Here is a 17,192-nt window from a genome sequence, read left to right as displayed (position 1 = left end):
TATCGGTGCCGGTATGACCCTGGAAGAAACCTACGCCGCGCGCCTGAAGGACGGCACGCTCATCCCCGACCCCGCCCAAGCCGCCGCCATCAAACCGCTGGAGGCGGTACGCGCAAAGCTAGCGGAAGGGACCAAGCGCAGCCTATTCGGCCGCGCGAAACCTGCCGAGGATCCGATGGGCGCCTATCTCTGGGGCGGTGTCGGACGCGGCAAATCGATGCTGATGGACCTCTTTCACGAGACATCGCCCGTCCCGTCCCGCCGCGTCCATTTCCACGCCTTCATGCAGGAGCTGCACGAGGCCATGCACGAGGCCCGCGCCCGCGGCACCCGCGACGCGCTGGCGCCTTTCGCCGACGGCGTCATCAAGGAGATCCGCGTTCTCTGCTTCGACGAGATGCAGATCACCGATATCGCCGACGCGATGATCGTCGGGCGGCTGTTCGAAAAACTCTTCGCCGGGGGCGTGCGCGTGGTCACCACCTCCAACCGGCCGCCGGACGATCTCTATCTCAACGGGCTGAACCGGACGCTCTTCCTGCCCTTCATCGAGATGGTGAAGACGCGGATGATCGTTCACCACCTGGAGAGCCCGCGCGACCATCGGCAGGACCGGCTGGCCGGAGCGCCGGTCTATTTCGTCGGCGGCGGCGCGCTGGACGAGTTGTGGGAGTCGCTGACGGACGGGCGCTCCGAGGGGCTGACGCTGCGGGTGAAGGGGCGCGATCTGCGGCTCGAGGATTTCTCCTCGGGGGTGGCGCGGGCCTCCTTCAAGGAGCTTTGCGGCAAGCCGCTCGGGGCGGGGGACTATCTCGCGCTGGCCCGCGCGGTTCGGGTGCTGATCCTGACGGACGTGCCCGTGCTGGACCGCGCCCATGGCAACGAGGCGCGGCGCTTCATCACCCTGATCGACGCGCTCTACGAGGCGCGGGTCAAGCTGATCGTCTCGGCGGAGGCGGAGCCGGAGGCGCTGTCATCGGGCGGCGTCTTCGAATTCGCGCGTACCGCCTCGCGCCTGCGGGAGATGCAGAGCGCTGATTGGGGCGCGTGAGGCGCGGGAGGCGAGGGCGGGAGGGGGGCCCTGCCCCCCGTCGCCCAAGGGCGACTCCCCCCGGAGTATTTCCGGCCAGAAGAAGAGGGGACCGTCAGGCCCGGGCGATCTCGGTCAGGGCATCGGCGGCATGGGGCAGATCGCCGCGGACGGTGACCTCCTTGACGGTATCGAGGCCCTTGACCGCGCCTTGGGCGCGGCGCGTGCGGCGCCACGTCTCGTAGTCCAGGCCCCCGAGAGGCGCGAAGCTGGCCCGGCCCCGGCGCGGGGGCTGGTGAATCGTAGCGCCGGTGTTGAAGGGGGCGATCTCCGCCCGGTCCCAGACGGGCGCCAGCAGGCGGAGGGTGTCGAAGACGTGCCATTCGCTGCGGTAGCCAAGCCGGGCGCGGGCATCGCGATTGCCCGTGCCAAGGCTCCGCTCGGGCCAGAAGAAGACGCGCGCGTTCAGCATCGCCATCCAATCCGCCACCGTCAGGCCGTCATCGAGCACCCGGGCCAGCTTGGCCGCGCTCAGGGGCGAATTGTCGGTGATGCGGACGGGCGCGCCACAGGGCAGGCGGAGCGCCAGCGCCTCGGGGCGGGGCGCGTCCGCCAGATCATGCCCTGCCCGCGCTGCGAGGCTGCGCGCGCAGAGCAGGCCATGCCTGCGGATCCCCTCCAGCGAGCCGACGGAGGACAGGCGCCACAGGCGGGGATGGCGGGCCGCGAAGGCTTCGGGCGTCATCCGTGGCGGCGCGCCCCCGGAAGCGCGGACATCGGCGCGGGGCCGCAAGGGTCCGCCGGGTTGGCGGCGATGCGCAGCGGCGTGGTCGGGTCGATGGTGCTGGCGGCGATGTAGCGCCCGTTCACGCAAACGTCCTGGCCCACATTTCCGCCATTGAAGCCAAAGCCAGGGTCGCCGCAATCGTCCACGCGCCCATTCGCGTTCCAGGCCTGATAGGTGCCGAGCAGACGATCTCCGCCGGTCGGGAAGGCCAGCGCCCTTGTGTCGAAGCGGAGAACCCAGCTGGTCTCCGGCGTCAGCTCCTTGAGGGACCAGCGGCCGAGATAGGTGTCGCCGCGCCAGCCGACGATCCCGAACCCCGTGACGTCGTCCTGGGTCACGATGCGCCCAGGGAAGTCGTCGGGATAGGAGATATAGCCCTCCAGCCGGTAGTCGTTGGCCCCCCGCCAGCAAAAGCCGTAGGTGGCCGAATGGGCCGGGCCGGCAAGGGCGGCGCAGATCATCAGCAAGCGGATCATGGGGCGGTTATCCCGGCTGCACCCCCGCGGCGCAAGCCGGGGCCGGTCACCAGTTGTCGGGCCCTTTGTCGCGGAAGCTCTCGACCAGGAAGTCGATGAAGGCGCGGACCTTGGGCTGGGTGTAGCGGCCCGGCGGGTAAACGGCGTAGATGCCCTGCACCTCGGGCGCCATGCCCTCGATCGCGGGGACCAGCTTCCCTTCCTTCATCGCGTCGGCGTAGAGAAAATCGGGCAGGAACGCGATGCCCAGGCCATTGCAGGCCGCGGTCAGCAGGCTCTGCCCGTCATTCACCGTCAGCCACCCGGCGGAGCGCACCTGACGCTTCTCGCCCGAGGGCGCGGTCAGCTTCCAGACCGAACCGTTGGCCTGGTTGGAGTAATGCAGAAGCTTGTGCTCATTCAGGTCGTCGATGCGCTGGGGGCGGCCGTATTCCTCCAGATATTCGGGGGAGGCGATCATCTGCTTATGGGTCTCGGCCAGCTTGCGGGCCCTGAGCGAGCTGTCCTCCAGATCGCCGATGCGCACGGCGAGGTCGAAGCCTTCGGAGATGAGCTCTACATAGCGGTTGTTGAGCACCATGTTCACGGTGATCTCGGGAAATTCGTGCAGGAAGCCGCCCAGGATCGGACTCAGATGGTTGACGCCGAAATCCGTCGCCACGGAGACCCGCAGCACACCCGAGGGGGCCGATTGCATCGCGGTGACCAGAGCATCGGCCTCGCCCGCATCGTTGAGAACGCGCCGGGCCCGGTCGTAATAGGCGAGCCCGATCTCGGTCGGACTGACCCGGCGCGTGGTGCGGTTGAGGAGGCGAGCACCGAGCCGCGTCTCAAGGGAAGACACGTGCTTGGACACGGCCGATTTGGAGATGCCGAGCTTCTTGGCGGCATCGGTGAAGCCCCCCTGGTCGACGACCGTGGCGAAAGCTTCCATCTCTGACAGACGATCCATGCAGTTGACCCTTGGAACTTGTAATTTCGTAAGGGGAACCTGCCGGGGGATTGGGGCGAGACCATGCCCAGGGAGGGCCAATCCCGGGTTAGTTTGGAGATTTCTCCGGGGCACGAAACGAAAAATGGCAGCCTTAACCACCTGTTAATAGTTAACTAATTCTTAACCCGTACAACTAGGTGACACTTTTTCGGCGTCACACCGGTCGCACGATCCGGCCCCAGCGCCGCCACCGTGTCAAAGCCTTGCCGCCAAGCGGGCGCCCTGATCTATCGCGCGTTTGGCGTCCAGTTCCGCCGCGACGTCGGCGCCGCCGATGACATGGCAGGCGATGCCCTCGGCCTCCAGCGCGTCCGCGAGGCTGCGCTCGCTCACCTGCCCTGCACAAAGAACGATCGTGTCGGCCTCGATCAGCGTCGGCTTCTCGCGGTTCTTGCCGAAACTGATCTCCAAACCCTCGGGGACGATACGTTCGTAATTGACGCCGGGCACCATCTTCACGCCCTTCATCTGAAGCCCCGCGCGGTGGATCCAGCCGGTGGTCTTGCCCAGCCGCTTGCCCAGCTTCTCGGCCTTGCGCTGCAAAAGCGTGATCTCGCGGACCGAGGGCTCGGGGCGCGGGCCCTCGGGCGCAAGCCCGCCGCGATGGGACTCCGGATCGGTGACGCCCCATTCGGCCAGCCAGGCGGGCAGGTCCTCGGTGGAGGACGGCCCCGCGCCATGGGTGAGATAATCGGCGGTGTCGAAACCGATGCCCCCCGCGCCGACCACAGCGACCCGGCGACCGACCTGAACCTTCCCGCGCAACACGTCGATGTAATCGACCACATGGGGCTGGTCCTGTCCTTCGATGCCAGGGTCGCGGGGCAGCACGCCGGTCGCGATGACCACCTCGTCGGCATGGCGCAGCTCATCGACGGTCGGCTCGGCGCCAAGCCGCAGGTCGATGGAGGGGTGGTCGACCATGCGGGTCAACCATTCGACCAGGCCATGGAACTCCTCCTTACCGGGGATCACCTTGGCCATGTTGAGCTGCCCGCCCACGTCACGGGCCTTGTCCCAGAGCGTCACCCGATGGCCCCGCTGCGCCGCGATCATGGCCACTGTCGCGCCGGCGGCCCCCGCCCCCACAACTGCGATGTGGCGCGACGCCTCGGCGGGATCGTAGCTGAGCTCCGTCTCGTGGCAGGCCCGAGGGTTCACCAGGCAGGAGGTCATCTTGCCGCTGAAAGTGTGATCCAGGCAGGCCTGGTTGCAGGCGATGCAGGGCGCGATCTCGGCGGCGCGGCCCTCGCCGGCTTTCTTCACGAACTGGCTGTCGGCGAGGAAGGGGCGCGCCATCGACACCATGTCGGCGCAGCCCTCGGCCAGAACCTGCTCGCCCACCTCCGGCGTGTTGATCCGGTTCGAGGTAATGACGGGGATGCCCACCTCGCCCATCAGCTTCTTTGTGACCCAGGTGAAGGCCCGGCGCGGCACGCTGGTGGCGATCGTCGGAATGCGCGCCTCGTGCCAGCCGATCCCGGTATTGAGAATACTCGCCCCCGCCGCCTCGATCTTCTTGGCCAGCGAGACGACCTCCTCCCAGGTCTGACCGCCGGGTACGAGATCGATCATGCTGAGCCGGTAGATCACGATGAAATCCGGACCCACCGCTTCGCGGACGCGCCGGACCACCTCGACGGGCAGGCGCTGCCGGTTCTCCAGGCTGCCGCCCCAGCGGTCTTCGCGCCGGTTGGTATGGGTGACCAGGAACTGATTGAGGAAGTAGCCTTCGGACCCCATCACCTCGACCCCGTCATAGCCCGCCTCGCGGGCGCGGGCGGCCGCCGTGACGATATCGGCGATCTGCTTCTCGATCCCGTCTTCGTCCAGTTCCTTGGGCGGGAAGGGCGAGATCGGCGACTTGATCGGAGAGGGGCCGACGCAATCGGGTGCGTAGGCATAGCGCCCTGCATGGAGGATCTGCATCGCGATCCGCCCCCCGGCCTCATGCACGCGGTCCGTCACGATGCGGTGGTTGTCGATGTCTTCAGGCGTGAACAGCCCCGCCGCGCCGGGGAACACACCGCCCTCGCGGTTGGGGGCCATGCCACCGGTGACGATAAGCGCCACGCCGCCCGCGGCGCGCTCGGCATAGAAGGTGGCGACGCGGTTCCAGTCCTTCGTCTCCTCCAGGCCGGTATGCATGGAGCCCATCAGGACCCGGTTGGGCAGCGTGACATGCCCCAGTTCCAGCGGGGCGAGCAGGTGGGGATAGTCGGTCATCGGCGGGTCCTCCTGGCCCTCTTCCTGCCGGTCGGGAGGCGTGCTGTCACGCGCGAACGCTGCGTCACGGGCGCCCGCGGCACAGTGTTGACCGCGGGAGCGGGCCGGGGCATCAGGAGCAGGACGGGCTCTTAGCTCAGCTGGATAGAGCAGCCGACTTCTAATCGGCAGGTCGAGGGTTCGAATCCTTCAGGGCCCGCCATCCGCCTTCACCGAAAGCACCGGACCAAGCGCCCGCCCTCAGCCGCGCCCTCATCACGGGTTCGCAAATACTCCCCCGGAGGCGCGGTCGGACGGGGCTCGATGCCCCGTCCGACCGCTTTCCCGGGCGTGCCGCCAGAGGCGGCGCGCAACACCTGGACGTCGATGCGCTCAGAAACCCTCACAACACGCCGGCCGGGGCGCCCCCCGTTAGCGCCTCATTCGGCCCGCCGGACCGCATGCCGGCCTGCGGCCGGACGGGATCTCACCCGGCGGCGCGGGCCTGACGCTTGCGCTCATGCGGGTCGAGGAAGCGCTTGCGCAGACGGATGGCGTTCGGCGTCACCTCGACCAGCTCGTCATTGTCGATATAGGCGATGGCCTCTTCCAGCGACATCCGCACCGGCGTGGTCAGCCGCACCGCCTCGTCCGAGCCGGACGCGCGGATATTGGTCAGCTTCTTGCCCTTGAGCGGGTTCACCTCCAGGTCGTTGTCGCGGGAATGCTCGCCGATGATCATCCCCTGATAGACCTGCTCCTGCGCGCCGATGAAGAACTTGCCGCGATCCTCCAGGTTGAAGATCGCGTAGGCCACGCTGACCCCGTCTTCCATCGAGATCAGCACCCCCGCGCGGCGGCCGGGGATCGTGCCCTTATAGGGTGCCCATTCGTGGAACACGCGGTTCATCACGCCGGTGCCGCGGGTGTCGGTCAGGAACTCCCCGTGATAACCGATCAAGCCGCGCGAGGGCACATGGGCGATGATCCGGGTCTTGCCCGCGCCGGCGGGCTTCATCTCGACCAGCTCGCCCTTGCGCGCGCCGGTAATCTTCTCGATCACGGCGCCGGAATACTCGTCATCGACATCGATGGTGACTTCCTCGACCGGCTCGTGGCGCTGCCCGTCGATGTCGCGGAAGACGACCTGCGGGCGCGAGATGCTCAGTTCGAAGCCCTCGCGGCGCATGTTCTCGATCAGCACGCCCATCTGCAATTCGCCCCGGCCCGCGACCTCGAAGGCCTCTCCGCCCGGCGTGTCGGTGACCTGGATGGCGACATTGGTCTCCGCCTCGCGCATCAGCCGCTCGCGGATGACGCGGGACTGCACCTTCTTGCCGTCGCGGCCCGCCAGCGGCGAGTCGTTGATCCCGAAGGTCACGGTGATGGTCGGCGGGTCGATGGGCTGCGCCGGCAGAGGCACGTCGATGGAGGTGTCGGCCAGCGTATCGGCCACCGTGGCCTTCGACATGCCGGCCAGCGTCACGATGTCCCCGGCTTCGGCCACGTCGATGGCCTGCTGCTGGAGCCCGCGGAAGGCCAGCACCTTGGTCACGCGGAATTGCTCTAGCTTCTGCCCTTCGCGCGAGAGCGCATGCAGCGTCTGCCCCGCCTTCACGGTGCCCGACTCGACCCGGCCCGTCAGAATGCGGCCGATGAACGGGTCGGCGCCCAGCGTCGTGGCCAGCATCCGGAACGGCTTCGCGCGGTCGGCGATCTGCTTCGGGGCCGGAACGTGGCTCACGATCAGCTCAAAGAGCGCGGTCAGGTTCTCGCGCGGGCCGTCCAGCTCCGCATCCGCCCAGCCCGAGCGGCCCGAGGCGTAAAGCACCGGGAAGTCCAACTGGTCATCGTCGGCGCCCAGATTGGCGAAGAGGTCGAACACTTCGTCCAGCGCCCGGTCCGGCTCCGCATCCGGCTTGTCGACCTTGTTCAGAACCACGATCGGCCGCAGCCCCAGTGCCAGCGCCTTGGAGGTGACGAATTTCGTCTGCGGCATCGGCCCCTCGGCCGCGTCGACTAGCAGGACGACGCCGTCGACCATGCTCAGGATTCGCTCGACCTCGCCGCCGAAATCCGCGTGGCCCGGCGTGTCGACGATGTTGATCCGCGTGCCCTGCCATTCGACGCTGGTGGCCTTGGCCAGGATGGTGATCCCCCGCTCCCGCTCCAGATCGTTGGAATCCATGGCCCGCTCGGCGGTCGCCTCGTTCTCGCGGAAGGTGCCGGACTGCTTGAGCAGCTCGTCGACAAGGGTGGTCTTGCCATGGTCGACATGGGCGATGATGGCAACGTTGCGAAGGTCCATCGGGGATACCTCGGGAAAAAATGGGAGCCTGGACTGTCAGGATTGCTCGCGCGCCTACACTGCACCCGCAGAAAAAGCCAGAGCCGTCGCGCCGATGTGACTTGCCGATCCGACTCCGTGGGGCCCATGCTGGGACCAGCGGAGGGCGCGCCATGCTGAAGACCGGACTCTTGGGACTCGCCGTAACAGCGATCTGCTGTTTCACGCCGATCCTCCCCTTTGCGCTCGGCGCGATCGGGTTCGGGGCGGCCATCGCCTGGCTGGACTGGGTTTTGTTGCCCGCGCTCGCTGGCTTCGCGGGCCTGACGGCCTGGGCTCTGATCCGACGGAGGACGCACCGATGACCGAGACCGTCTCGACACTGACCTGCCCCGCCTGTGGCCACGCCTCCCAGGAGGACATGCCCAGCGACTCCTGCGTCTGGTTTCATGAATGCGCGCGTTGCGGGACGCTGATCAGACCGAAGCCAGGCGATTGCTGCGTCTTCTGCTCCTACGGAACGGTGCCTTGCCCCCCGATCCAGGACGGCGGCACCTGTTGCGGTTGAGCGCTCTCTCTTTTGCCCGCCCCCGGCCCGTGCTTTGAAGCGTCCATGATGTTCCGATCCCTGTGCCTCTCCGCTTGTCTCGCCGTCAGTGGACCTGCCGTCGCGATGGATTTCCCGGCGCCGATCTCCGACGACGCCTATCGCGCGACCGATCCAGAGGTCGTGGCCCTGGGCCGTCTGCTGTTCTGGGATCCGATTCTGTCGGGTAACCGCAATATCTCCTGCGGGACCTGCCACCATCCCCGCTTCGGCACCGGCGATGGCCTGTCACTGGGCCTGGGCGAGGGCGGCACGGGCCTGGGCCCCGAACGCGCCATCGACCCCGAGAACCCGCCCGAGCAGCGCATCCCCCGCAACGCGCCCGCCCTGTTCAACCTGGGCGCGCACGAGTTCACCGTGCTCTTCCATGACGGCCGCATCGAAGAGACGGAGGACGGTCTGCGCACCCCGATGGGCGACGAGATGGAGCAGGGTTTCGCGACGCTCCTCTCCGCCCAGACCATGTTTCCGGTGCTGTCGGCGGACGAGATGGCCGGCCATTACGGCGAGAACGAGATATCGAAGGCCGTCCGTCAGGGCCTCATCACCGGCGAGGGCGGCGCGTGGGATCTGCTCTCGGCGCGGGTGCGGGCGATCCCGGTCTATGTCGAGATGTTCGAGGCCGCCATGCCCGGCCGCGAGATCGGCTTCACCGCCATCTCCGACGCCATCGCCCAGTTCGTCGAGCACGAGTGGCGCTCCGACACCGCCCCCTTCGATGCCTGGCTGCGGGGCGAGGGCGCCCTGCCCGACGACGCGCTCACCGGGCTGGAGCTGTTCTACGGCGCGGCGGGCTGCGCAGAGTGCCATTCCGGCCCGTTCCAGACCGATCACGCCTTCCACGCCATGGGCCAGCCCCAGCTCGGCCCCGGCAAGGCCGCCCGGTTCGAGACCCATGCCCGCGACGATGGCCGGATGCGCGTGACGGGCGCGGCGGCGGATGCCTACGCCTTCCGCACGCCCTCCTTGCGCAACGCGACCGAGACCGGCCCCTGGGGCCATGCCGGAGCCTATGCCGACCTCGCCGCCTTTCTGCGCGACCATGCCGCGCCCCGCGCGGCTCTGGCCAGCTACCAGCGCGACGTCGTGCTGCCCGCGCTGGAGGCCGAGGACTGGCGGGTGATGGACGACCCCGCCCAAGTCACCGCCATCGCCGCCGCCGTCCAGGGACCGGACCGCATACTGACCGACGCGGAGATTGCGTCGCTCATGGCCTTCCTCGCCATGCTCACCGATCAGACCGCGCTGGCCGGCCGCCTGGGCATCCCCGAGACGGTTCCCTCTGGCCTGCCTGTGGATCGCTGACACGCCGCGCGTGACGGGGCGCCCCGAAACTCCCACGCTCTTGCCCCACGCGGGCCCCTCCCACGCGGGCAACCGGACGCCCCGCTCCTCAACTCAGTCCTTCGATTGCCTCTGACGCCGCCCTAAAAAACCGTTAACGCGCGCCTTTCCTTCTTCTGGCCGGAAATACTCCGGGGGTCCGGGGGCTGGCCCCCGGCCCTCTCCGCTCGCTCCGACCGCCGGCCAGAGCACTGCCCGACCGAACCGGCGGCGCGGCGGAGCACCAAGGACGGCTGGCGCGCGCGATCATCCGACCTTGCTCCCGCCCCGCCGCGCGGGCAAGTGGCGGCTCATGTCTCGCCCCTTCGCCACGCTCCTCGGTTTCGGCGCCGTCCTGCTCTGGGCGCTGCTCGCGCTCTTTACGGCGGCCACGGGCGACGTGCCGCCGCTCCAGCTCCTGGCGATGTGCTTCGCCATTGGGGGAATCTCCGGCCTGCTCGCGGGCCTGCCCCGCCGCGGCTGGCGCGCCTGGGCACAGCCCTGGCCCGCCTGGGCGCTCGGGGTGGGCGGGCTTTTTGGCTATCACCTGCTCTACGTGCTGGCGCTTCGGAACGCGGAGCCGGTGGAGGCCGGGCTCATCGCCTATCTCTGGCCGCTGCTGATCGTGCTGATGGCCTCGGGCCGGGCGCTGAAGGCGCATCACCTGGCGGGGGCGCTGATGGGGCTCGCGGGGGCGGCGCTGATCGTCACGGGCGGGGTCGGGATCGAAATCGCCGCGGAGGACGTCGCCGGCTATGCCTTCGCGGGCGCGGCGGCGCTAGTCTGGTCGAGCTACTCGGTCCTCTCCCGCCGCTTCGCCACGGTGCCGACGGACGCCGTGACCGGGTTCTGCCTCGTGACCGCGCTGCTCTCGGGCCTCGCCCATCTCGCGCTTGAGACGACCGCGATGCCCGGCGGCACCGAATGGCTCGCCATCCTGGGCCTCGGCCTCGGCCCCGTCGGCCTTGCCTTCTTCCTGTGGGATATCGGCGTGAAACATGGCGATCTGCCGGTGCTGGGCGCCGCAAGCTATGCCGCCCCGCTGCTCTCGACGCTGGTCCTGATCGCGGCCGGTCAGGCAGAGCCGGGATGGCCGGTCGCCCTCGCCTGCCTGCTCATCACCGGGGGCGCTGTGCTGGCGGCGAAGGACATGCTGCGCGGACGCCGCCGATAGTCGGGACGGGGACCCTGCCTGTATGCTAGGCTGGATCAGGTCATGGGAGGGCACAGCATGAGAGTTGCGACGATGGCGACCGGGGGCATCGGTGGCTACCTCGCGGTCAAGCTGACACGCGCCGGTCACGAAGTTGCGGCCATCGCGCGGGGTCCCCACCTGGAAGCGATCCGACGCGACGGGCTGCGCCTGGAGGGCGCGGACGGGGTCGAGGTCGCCCATCCCTGGATGGCGACCGACGATCCGGCGGAGGTCGGCCCGGTCGATGCCATCGTCTTCGCGGTCAAGGGCGACGCGCTGGAGGCCGCGGCACGGGCCTGCCTGCCGATGCTTGGACCGGACACGGTGGTCGTTCCTTTCCTCAACGGGGTCGAGGCGGCCGACCGCCTGAGCCGGATCCTGCCGCCGCAGCACGTCGCCGACGGGGTGACGCGGGTCTCGACCACGATCACGGCGCCGGGCGTGCTGCGTCAGACCGGGACGTTCGGTTCCTTCCATTTCGGCGAGCGCGACAACCGGCCCTCGGCGCGGATCGACGCCTTGCGGCAAGCGATCGCCGCGACCGGCGCCGAAGCTCCGTCGGTCGATGACATCGCGGCCGAATCCTGGTCCAAGTTCGTGCTTTTCGCCGCGATGTCGGGTGTGACGGCCGCCGGGCGCTGCACTGTCGGCGACATCCTGGCGATCCCCGAACTCGGCGCACTGTTCCGCGCCGCGGCCACCGAGACCGAGGCCGTCGCCCGCGCCCGGGGCGTCGCCCTGCCGCCTGGCATCGTGGACGATGTCTGGTCCTTCCTCAACTCGGTCCCACCGGGGGGCCGCGCGTCGACCGCCATCGATATAGAGGCCGGTCGGCCGATCGAGGTCGAATGGGTGTCGGGCGCCGCGGTGCGCCTGGGAGCAGAGGTCGGCGTGCCGACGCCGGTCAATGCGATGCTCTATGCGCTTCTGCTGCCGCATCGGACTGGACATTAGCGGCCCGGGGACCATTCCCTAAACGGTCCACGAAGCCACCGTGCCCCCGGGTCGGGCAGCTCGGCGCGGAGATCTTTCTTTTTGTGGTCCCCGTCGCGTGAACGTCTCGGATTAGCTGCGCCGCCGCCCCCCTTGCCGCATCCGCAGATCACCGCCAGCGCGCGCCGCCCGAGCGCACGCCCCCCGCCTAGGAAGGCCGATGGTGCCCCTCCGACCCGATATCCGCCGCCATCGCCACGGCCCTCTCGGGACCGGGGTCCGCCTGCGGTGGTCGGACTCGCGGCCCGGACAGCGGGACGCTCGAACCCAGACGCGGCTCCTGGAGAAGAGGGAGCAGCCGCGCGGTCACCCGCAGAGCGGCCCACACGTTCAGAATGGGATTCGAGCGTGCCCGCGCGGATGGCGATGCATTGCGCACCGACAGAAGCGACGGCGGGACGGTCCCTTCCGCGGGAGACGAAATATCGGCTCGCCCCGGGGGGGACGGCTGCGCTCGCACGGGTCGGCCGGTCGCCGCGAGCACGGTGGCAAATGGGGCGCGCCCGGCGCAATCGGCGCCGCTCCCGGTGCGAGGCGTCAGCGCGCCGAATGCGTCAGCGAGACGAACACGTCCTCCAGGTCCGCCTCTTCGGTCCGCACGTCCCGAATGGTGATGCCCGCCGCATGGACAGCCGAGAGCAACTGCTCCGCCGTCACCTTGCCCCGATTATAGGTGAGCGCCACGGCGCCGTCCGGGCGCGTCTCCTGCTCGACGCCGGGGGGCAGGTCGATGGGTCCGGCAGCGCCATCGGGAACGATGACCATGGTCTTGCCGTCGAGGCGCTCCAGCAGGTTCGCGGTGCGGTCGCGCACGACAAGCTCGCCATGGTTCACGATGGCGATCTCGTCGCACATTTCCTGCGCCTCTTCCAAGTAGTGTGTGGTCAGGATGATGGTCATCCCCCGCTCCTGGTTGAGGCGCCGGACATTGCGCCAGAGCATCTGGCGCAGCTCGATATCGACGCCCGCGGTCGGCTCGTCGAGGACCAGGATCTGTGGGTGATGGACCAGCGCCTTGGCCAGCAGCAGCCGCCGCCGCATCCCCCCCGAGAGCGTGCGCGCATAGGCGTTGGCCTTGTCGCTCAGCCCGACCATCTCCAGGATCCCGGCGGTGTCGCGGTCGGCCTTGGGCACGCCATAGAGCCCGGCCTGAACCTCCAAGGCACCGGCGGGCGTGAAAAACGGGTCGAGGTTGAGCTCCTGCGGCATGACACCGATGGCGGCGCGGCTCTGACGCGGGTTCACGTCCTGATCGAACCCCCAGATACGGACCTTTCCGGAGGTCTTGCGCACAAGCCCCGCAAGGATGTTGATCGTGGTCGATTTTCCGGCCCCGTTCGGCCCAAGAAGCCCGAAGATCGAGCCGGTCGGAACTGTCAGATCCAGCCCTTTCAACGCCTCTTTCGGCGCGGACTTGCCGCCACCGGCATAGACCTTGCGCAAGCCCTTGATCTCGATCGCATCGGACATCAGCCACCCTCCATAGGACGGTCGAGCTAGCCGGACGACGCCGGCACGGCAAGGCGCGCGGGCGCACATTCCCGGCCTCCCTTGCGCAGCCCGGGCCCGACGGGCCATAAACGCCCGGACCCCAAGCTCCCGCGAGGCCAGACATGTCCCTGCCCCACGATCTCGACCGCGAGCCGCCCGAAACGGAGACCGTAACCCAACTCCGCGTCGCCTGCGATGGCGGCGAGGGCGCCCTGGGCCATCCGCGGGTCTGGCTGACCATCGACCCCAAGCTGGGCTGGGTCGAATGCGGCTATTGCGACAAACGCTTCGTCCTGGAGGGCGACGGCCACTAGGATCGGCGCAGCGCCGCGACGTTCAGCCGGACGGCACGAACGCGGCCAACTGCATCCCGAGCGTCATCGGATCATAGGGCTTGGCGACCACGCCTAGCGCCCCGGCGGCCATGAACTCCCGGACGTTGGCCTCGGAGGTGGCGGCCGTCATGAAGACGACCGGCATCCCCGCAAGATGCGGCCGCGCGCGCATTTCCTTGAGGACGGTCATCCCGTCCATGCCCGGCATCATCGCGTCGAGCACCACGAGGTCGGGAGCGAACTCCGCCAGACCGTCCAGCGCATCGGGGCCGGACGGGAAAGTCCGCACGTCGTAGCCCGAAAAATCCCGCAGCGCCATTTCGGTCAGTTCGCGGATGTCGGGTTCGTCCTCGACGCAGGCGATCCGTCTCAGCGTCATTCGCTCTTCCTCCTTGACGGTGCGGTCACACACCTCTTGCTGCCCCGCGCCCGGGCCGACGGGGCCGCGATCAGGCGCCGCCCGAGCCGGTCAATCCGTCGCCCGATCCACACGGCTGACCGGAAGACCCCGCGCCCTGGCCCATGCGAGCGCGATCCCTTCGAGCGCCCGATGCGCCACGCTGGGACCGTCTTGGAGGATGAAGGTTAACGCCGCCTTGCCGTGCCGGGCAAAACGCTTCGATTTCGAAACAAGTCCCGCGAGGATTTGTCCCTGGACCGCATCTCCACGAGGCGGCGTCCCGGAAGTTCTGACTTCCTTAAGACATTCCCGCTAGCACGGTTTCGGCACCGCCAACGAGGAACGTCCAATGTCCATTCATGTTCTCGCGGGTTCCTCGGCACGGTCCGAAGACACAATCCGGCACCACCCTCTCCCCGATGACGGACGCCCAAGATCATGAGCCAAGCGGAGATCGACCTCACCACCTGCGACCGGGAGCCGATCCACCTGCTCGGGACGGTCCAGGCCTTCGGCTGCCTGATCGCCGTCTCTGCTGACTGGATGGTGCTGCACGCCTCCGAGAATGTGGAGACGATGTTGGGGTTCCCCCTTGCGGACCTGATCGGAACCCGATTCGAGACGCATTTCCCGGCGAGCGTCGCCCATGTTCTGCGGGGGCGCACCCAGATCTTCCAGTCCGGCGTCCCCATCGCGCGCCTTTTCGGCGAGCCGCTCTTCGAGGACGCGCGGCGCTTCGACATCTCGATCCATCCGACCGCGCGCGGCTTCATCTTTGAGTTCGAGGAAAAATCGGCAACCGAGCACCGCGACGATTTCGAGCTGGTCCAGACCTTGGTCGCCCAGCTGCGCAGCCAGCCGGAACTCGACGGCCTGATGACCGTCGGGGCGGCGGCGATGCGACATCTGAGCGGCTTCGACCGCGTGATGATCTACCGCTTCGAGGACGATGGCAGCGGCACGGTCATCGCCGAATCGCGCGACCCGGACATAGAGAGCTATTTCGGCCTGCGCTTCCCGGCGAGCGACATCCCCAAGCAGGCCCGCGCGCTCTATCTGCGCAGCCCGCTGCGCCTGATTGCCGACACCGAAGCGCCGGTCTCGCCCATCCGGCCCGCCCGCTGCCCGGAGGCCCGGGTCATCGACCTCTCCTCGGCTGTGACCCGGGCCGTCTCGCCGATCCATCTTCAATATCTGCGCAACATGGGCACGCGGGCCTCCATGTCGTCCTCAATCATTCGCAACAACGCGCTCTGGGGCCTGTTCGCCTGCCACCATATGACGCCGCGCTATGTCGATTATGAGCGGCGATCGGCGATCGAACTCTTCACCCAGCTGTTCAATTATGAACTGGCCGATCGGATCAACACCGCCACTCAAGAGGAGGTCGCGCTCACCCGCCGCCTGCATGACCGCATCATGGCCCGTGTCTCTAGTGGGCGGGGCCTGATGGAAGACTTCGCCACACTGGCGGAGGACATTCATGACCTGATCGATTTCGATGGGATCGCCGTCTTTTCCGACGATTCCTATCTCGCCCTCGGCGCCGCCCCCACGGAGGCTGAGTTCATTCGCCTCGTCCGATTCCTCAACACGACGACTATGGGGGCTGTCTATGCGACCACCGCCCTATCGGAAAGCTACGAGCACGCCGCGGAAATCGCCGACCGCGTCGCCGGCCTGCTGGTGATCCCGATCTCGCGGACACCGCGGGATTACATCGTCCTTTTCCGTGCCGAGATCCGACAGAGCGTGACCTGGGCCGGGTCTCCGGCCAAAAGCCTAGTACCCACGCCCGAAGGCGACCGGCTTCAGCCGCGCCAAAGCTTCGCAGCCTGGCAGGAGGAGGTCTCGGGCCAGTGCGAATCCTGGGGAGAGGCCACGCTGAACATCGCCAAGACCCTCCGCTACACCTTGCTGGAAGTGATCCTGAAGGTCACCGACGAGGCCAACCGCGCGACCGAGCACATGCGCCAGAAGCAGGAGTTGATGGTCGCCGAACTCAACCACCGTGTCCGCAACATCCTCAATCTGATCACGGGCATCGTCTCTCAGGGGAACCGCGACATGCCGTCAATCGACGCCTATGTCAGCGATCTCGAGGGCCGGATTCAGTCCCTGGCCCGCGCCCATGACCAGATTACCCGCCAAGACTGGGAAGCGACCTCGCTGGACGGCCTGCTGCGGACCGAGGTCTCGGCCTACGTGACGGATACCGGCACCACGCTCCTGCTGGAGGAGCCGGACGTGCAACTGACCCCGGGGGCCTTCACGACCATCGCGCTGGTGGTACACGAACTGGTCACGAATTCGGTGAAATACGGCGCGCTCTCCCGGGACTCGGGTCAGATCCGCATCACCAAGGCCTTCAACAGCGCGGGCGCCCTTCTGTTGCGCTGGGCCGAGATGGGCGGCCCGCCGGTCTGCGCGCCCGATCGGCAGGGCTTCGGCACCTCGATCATCGAGCGTTCGATCCCCTTCGATCTGCATGGCCGCGCCCGCCTGCGCTACCAACTGACGGGCTTGGTCGCGGAGTTCGAACTGCCGGCGATCCATTTCGAACCGGTGGACGCTCAGGCGAGCCCCCTACCCTTGGCGACCGATCTCGTGAAGGCCGTCGCCGGCGCGGCATCTTCGGCCGCGGACGAGGCACCGGACATGACACAGAGCGAGCCGCTGGAGGGCTTCGACGTGCTGCTTGTGGAGGACAACCTCATCGTCGCGATGGATGTCTATGCCAAGCTGGTCAGCCTCGGCGCACGCAAGATCCACATGACCAACAGCGTCAAGCAGGCGAAGGCGACCCTCGACGCCCTTAGCGTGGATTGCGCGGTGCTGGACGTGAACCTGGGCACCGAGACCTCGATCGAGATCGCCACGCGCTTGCATCTTGGCGGCATCCCCTTCGTGCTCGCAACCGGCTATGGGCGCGACGGCAACGTGCTGACCGGCTTCCCGGAGGTCTCGGTGCTGACGAAGCCGTACGATGTGGAGGCTCTCAGACTGGCCCTGATCGCCGAGTTGCCGCGCAAAGTGCGGCAGGCGGGACCGGCCTCACGCGCCGGGTAA

General features: G+C 68.0%; 15 protein-coding genes, 1 tRNA gene and 1 pseudogene. 10 read left to right on the top strand and 7 right to left on the bottom strand.

What is annotated here, in order from left to right; genetic code table 11:
* Positions 1-13 precede the first annotated feature (13 nt).
* Positions 14-1,051: a cell division protein ZapE gene (gene zapE, locus DTQ71_RS02800; protein WP_109562748.1), complete on the top strand. Its 1,038-nt coding sequence runs from the start codon at positions 14-16 to the stop codon at positions 1,049-1,051.
* A 94-nt stretch (positions 1,052-1,145) separates the two neighbouring features.
* Here the strand turns inward: zapE and DTQ71_RS02795 are convergent, their stop codons facing one another.
* The 4 genes from DTQ71_RS02795 to DTQ71_RS02780 all read right to left on the bottom strand — a co-directional run bounded on the left by DTQ71_RS02795 (position 1,146) and on the right by DTQ71_RS02780 (position 5,513).
* On the bottom strand, positions 1,146-1,775 hold the full coding sequence (locus DTQ71_RS02795) for a DUF7002 family protein (RefSeq protein WP_109562747.1): 630 nt from the start codon (positions 1,773-1,775) through the stop codon (positions 1,146-1,148).
* Entirely contained in the window at positions 1,772-2,293 is a 522-nt protein-coding gene (locus DTQ71_RS02790) for a hypothetical protein (protein ID WP_174900356.1), read from the bottom strand. Before DTQ71_RS02790 ends, DTQ71_RS02795 begins: the two co-directional genes overlap by 4 nt.
* A gap of 46 nt (positions 2,294-2,339) precedes the next feature.
* Positions 2,340-3,245, bottom strand: a complete 906-nt coding sequence (locus tag DTQ71_RS02785; RefSeq protein WP_109562746.1) for a LysR family transcriptional regulator — start codon at positions 3,243-3,245, stop codon at positions 2,340-2,342.
* A gap of 237 nt (positions 3,246-3,482) precedes the next feature.
* Entirely contained in the window at positions 3,483-5,513 is a 2,031-nt protein-coding gene (locus DTQ71_RS02780) for an FAD-dependent oxidoreductase (RefSeq protein WP_109562745.1), read from the bottom strand.
* A gap of 125 nt (positions 5,514-5,638) precedes the next feature.
* On the opposite strand from DTQ71_RS02780, the gene DTQ71_RS02775 reads away from it, so the two are divergent.
* Positions 5,639-5,715, top strand: a tRNA-Arg gene (locus tag DTQ71_RS02775).
* Between the two features lie 264 nt (positions 5,716-5,979).
* Here the strand turns inward: DTQ71_RS02775 and typA are convergent.
* Positions 5,980-7,800, bottom strand: a complete 1,821-nt coding sequence (gene typA / locus DTQ71_RS02770) for a translational GTPase TypA (protein WP_109562744.1) — start codon at positions 7,798-7,800, stop codon at positions 5,980-5,982.
* A gap of 152 nt (positions 7,801-7,952) precedes the next feature.
* Here typA and merF point away from each other — a divergent pair, with 152 nt between their 5' ends.
* From merF to DTQ71_RS02745, 6 genes and pseudogenes are all read left to right on the top strand, one after another.
* Positions 7,953-8,144: a mercury resistance system transport protein MerF gene (gene merF, locus DTQ71_RS02765; protein WP_109562743.1), complete on the top strand. Its 192-nt coding sequence runs from the start codon at positions 7,953-7,955 to the stop codon at positions 8,142-8,144.
* Positions 8,141-8,314, top strand: a pseudogene (locus tag DTQ71_RS23990) (GDCCVxC domain-containing (seleno)protein); the annotation flags it as partial. The gene merF and the pseudogene DTQ71_RS23990, both read left to right, overlap by 4 nt.
* A complete protein-coding gene (locus tag DTQ71_RS24815) occupies positions 8,275-8,385 on the top strand; it encodes a hypothetical protein (RefSeq protein WP_407066384.1) in 111 nt (36 codons plus the stop codon). The pseudogene DTQ71_RS23990 and the gene DTQ71_RS24815, both read left to right, overlap by 40 nt.
* Positions 8,386-8,392: 7 nt before the next feature.
* Entirely contained in the window at positions 8,393-9,691 is a 1,299-nt protein-coding gene (locus DTQ71_RS02755) for a cytochrome-c peroxidase (RefSeq protein ID WP_109562741.1), read from the top strand.
* Between the two features lie 331 nt (positions 9,692-10,022).
* The gene (gene yddG / locus DTQ71_RS02750) at positions 10,023-10,883 is read left to right on the top strand and encodes an aromatic amino acid exporter YddG (RefSeq protein WP_109562740.1); all 861 of its coding nucleotides are present in this window, start codon (positions 10,023-10,025) and stop codon (positions 10,881-10,883) included.
* A gap of 57 nt (positions 10,884-10,940) precedes the next feature.
* Positions 10,941-11,858, top strand: coding sequence for a ketopantoate reductase family protein (locus DTQ71_RS02745; RefSeq protein ID WP_170125270.1), 918 nt, complete (start codon positions 10,941-10,943; stop codon positions 11,856-11,858).
* A gap of 576 nt (positions 11,859-12,434) precedes the next feature.
* Here DTQ71_RS02745 and DTQ71_RS02740 read toward each other — a convergent pair.
* A complete protein-coding gene (locus DTQ71_RS02740; protein WP_109562738.1) occupies positions 12,435-13,367 on the bottom strand; it encodes an ABC transporter ATP-binding protein in 933 nt (310 codons plus the stop codon).
* Positions 13,368-13,510: 143 nt separating this feature from the next.
* On the opposite strand from DTQ71_RS02740, the gene DTQ71_RS02735 reads away from it, so the two are divergent.
* Entirely contained in the window at positions 13,511-13,702 is a 192-nt protein-coding gene (locus DTQ71_RS02735; RefSeq protein WP_109562737.1) for a zinc-finger domain-containing protein, read from the top strand.
* 22 nt (positions 13,703-13,724) lie between these two features.
* Here DTQ71_RS02735 and DTQ71_RS02730 read toward each other — a convergent pair whose 3' ends face one another.
* Positions 13,725-14,102 carry a response regulator gene (locus tag DTQ71_RS02730; RefSeq protein ID WP_109562736.1) on the bottom strand — a complete coding sequence of 126 codons (378 nt, stop codon included), beginning with the start codon at positions 14,100-14,102 and terminating at the stop codon, positions 13,725-13,727.
* Positions 14,103-14,561: 459 nt separating this feature from the next.
* Here DTQ71_RS02730 and DTQ71_RS02725 point away from each other — a divergent pair, with 459 nt between their 5' ends.
* Positions 14,562-17,192, top strand: a complete 2,631-nt coding sequence (locus tag DTQ71_RS02725) for an HWE histidine kinase domain-containing protein (RefSeq protein WP_109562735.1) — start codon at positions 14,562-14,564, stop codon at positions 17,190-17,192.

The organism is Jannaschia seohaensis (genome assembly GCF_900116765.1).
In the GTDB taxonomy this organism is placed as follows: Bacteria; Pseudomonadota; Alphaproteobacteria; order Rhodobacterales; family Rhodobacteraceae; genus Jannaschia; species Jannaschia seohaensis.
This window is presented reverse-complemented; position numbering and strand designations above follow the sequence as displayed.

What these genes read in the sequence shown, in the direction of transcription:
- merF (WP_109562743.1), top strand. Translation starts at nt 7,953, where the DNA reads ATGCTGAAGACCGGACTCTTGGGACTCGCCGTAACAGCGATCTGCTGT.
- DTQ71_RS02790 (WP_174900356.1), bottom strand. Translation starts at nt 2,293, where the DNA reads ATGATCCGCTTGCTGATGATCTGCGCCGCCCTTGCCGGCCCGGCCCAT.
- DTQ71_RS02745 (WP_170125270.1), top strand. Translation starts at nt 10,941, where the DNA reads ATGAGAGTTGCGACGATGGCGACCGGGGGCATCGGTGGCTACCTCGCG.
- zapE (WP_109562748.1), top strand. Translation starts at nt 14, where the DNA reads ATGACCCTGGAAGAAACCTACGCCGCGCGCCTGAAGGACGGCACGCTC.
- DTQ71_RS02725 (WP_109562735.1), top strand. Translation starts at nt 14,562, where the DNA reads ATGAGCCAAGCGGAGATCGACCTCACCACCTGCGACCGGGAGCCGATC.
- DTQ71_RS02755 (WP_109562741.1), top strand. Translation starts at nt 8,393, where the DNA reads ATGATGTTCCGATCCCTGTGCCTCTCCGCTTGTCTCGCCGTCAGTGGA.
- DTQ71_RS02785 (WP_109562746.1), bottom strand. Translation starts at nt 3,245, where the DNA reads ATGGATCGTCTGTCAGAGATGGAAGCTTTCGCCACGGTCGTCGACCAG.
- DTQ71_RS02730 (WP_109562736.1), bottom strand. Translation starts at nt 14,102, where the DNA reads ATGACGCTGAGACGGATCGCCTGCGTCGAGGACGAACCCGACATCCGC.
- yddG (WP_109562740.1), top strand. Translation starts at nt 10,023, where the DNA reads ATGTCTCGCCCCTTCGCCACGCTCCTCGGTTTCGGCGCCGTCCTGCTC.
- typA (WP_109562744.1), bottom strand. Translation starts at nt 7,800, where the DNA reads ATGGACCTTCGCAACGTTGCCATCATCGCCCATGTCGACCATGGCAAG.
- DTQ71_RS02795 (WP_109562747.1), bottom strand. Translation starts at nt 1,775, where the DNA reads ATGACGCCCGAAGCCTTCGCGGCCCGCCATCCCCGCCTGTGGCGCCTG.
- DTQ71_RS02735 (WP_109562737.1), top strand. Translation starts at nt 13,511, where the DNA reads ATGTCCCTGCCCCACGATCTCGACCGCGAGCCGCCCGAAACGGAGACC.
- DTQ71_RS02740 (WP_109562738.1), bottom strand. Translation starts at nt 13,367, where the DNA reads ATGTCCGATGCGATCGAGATCAAGGGCTTGCGCAAGGTCTATGCCGGT.
- DTQ71_RS02780 (WP_109562745.1), bottom strand. Translation starts at nt 5,513, where the DNA reads ATGACCGACTATCCCCACCTGCTCGCCCCGCTGGAACTGGGGCATGTC.